This window comes from Halococcus sp. AFM35 (assembly GCF_051195015.1).
Taxonomy (GTDB): Archaea; Halobacteriota; Halobacteria; order Halobacteriales; family Halococcaceae; genus Halococcus.
This window is the reverse complement of record NZ_JBNTJU010000088.1, coordinates 1-1,439: the sequence shown is the minus strand read 5'-3', so window position 1 is coordinate 1,439 and position 1,439 is coordinate 1. Positions and strand designations below refer to the sequence as shown.

1 protein-coding gene is annotated in these 1,439 nt (G+C 55.3%); it reads left to right on the top strand.

All coding sequences use genetic code 11. From position 1 onward, the window contains the following. The first annotated feature begins 65 nt into the window (after positions 1–65). Positions 66–1,226 carry an IS4 family transposase gene (locus ACQUQO_RS18180; RefSeq protein WP_435080060.1) on the top strand — a complete coding sequence of 387 codons (1,161 nt, stop codon included), beginning with the start codon at positions 66–68 and terminating at the stop codon, positions 1,224–1,226. Positions 1,227–1,439 lie beyond the last annotated feature (213 nt).

Sequence of the window (1,439 nt, the reverse complement as noted above, 5' to 3'; positions counted from 1 at the left end):
CAATTCCCGATTCGAGTATATAAAACGCCCCGCTCATCCGCTTGCTGACCGTTCGTGCTGATGATATGGAACCCTCACCTGATCGCGTCGTCGATCGGTTCACCGAACTGTTTGATGTCGTCGGCAGCGAGGAAATCGCTGCCGACCATCGCGTCGGTCTTCATTCTGACCGCCATGATTTCGAAGAACACGCCAAGATAGGCGCGTTCTTGGGGATACATGACCCGAAAACCCTCGACGATCTCGACCAACAAACCGACGTTCGTGCGGGCCTCGAATCAATCAGCCAAGGTCACTTTTCTCGGCTCACCAACCGAAGACCGTGGGAAGCGTTCGCCGATCTGGCGAACGCTATCCTCCAGCGTCCGGAGTTCTACCATGCCTCCGGCGATGTCCGCCTCCAACTGGAGGACATTTCCGACCGCTGGATCGTTGGCTTCGACAAGACCAACCTCCCGCTTCGGACCTCCATGCTCGTGGAGATCGACGATGATCTCCACGAGCTGCGACCTGAACACGGCGGTCTCAGACTCCATTCCGCCGCTCGATTGAGTCCCTCCAGTTCACATCCTATCGGAACTGTCGTTACTGACCCGAACACGCACGAAACCAACTGCTTCGAAGATCTGCTCGATCAAGTCGAGGTCCACGAGGACCTCGACGATCTTATCGCCGTCTTCGACATGGGATACGTCGACTACGATCGATTTTGTAGTCTGAATCGGTGGGACATTGATTTCGTGACGCCGCTGAGGACGAATGCTCAGTTCACCGCCGAAGAAACGCTCTGCGAGAGAGACTTCGAGAAGACCGAAGACAGAGACATCACTCACATCACCGACGAACTGGGTGAGTTGGCCTCGACTGGAGTGGAGTTCCGTCGCGTCACCGTCAGAATCGCTGACGGTGACGCGGATGGCGGCGAGCGGGTCAATACGTATCTCACGACACTACCGCCAGAATCCTACGATCCACTCGACGTGGCGGTGATTTACGCTGTGAGGTGGCTGATTGAAATTATGTTTCGCAAGCTCAAACAGTATTTTAATGTTCAAGAGTTCCATAGCAAAACGTTGAACGGAGCGCTGGTTGAGCTGTTCTGCGCGTTGATCGCGTACGTGTTGGCTGATTACTACCACCGGACGTACCGCATCCGTGGTACGGTCGTGGATACGATCAAAATCATCCGCAACTTCTGGGACAAGCCACGCGGTGAGATCGGCTAACCGCGGGTTCTTCCCGACCGAGCGCCGCCGCCTCCAGCGGCGGCACTCTTCTTCGTCCCGAAATCAGCGTGCGTTCGGTCACATCCAGCGAATGTGACCGAGTACCGGAGATTGAGCTACCGGTGACGTCTCTGTTTTGGCAGCTGATCGTTATGAACAAACTCGTTCACAATCGACTCGCACAGGGCGATTTAAATAGCCGAATCGGGAATT

Excerpts from the sequence above, each read along its gene's own strand:
- ACQUQO_RS18180 (WP_435080060.1), top strand. The coding sequence starts at position 66 with ATGGAACCCTCACCTGATCGCGTCGTCGATCGGTTCACCGAACTGTTT.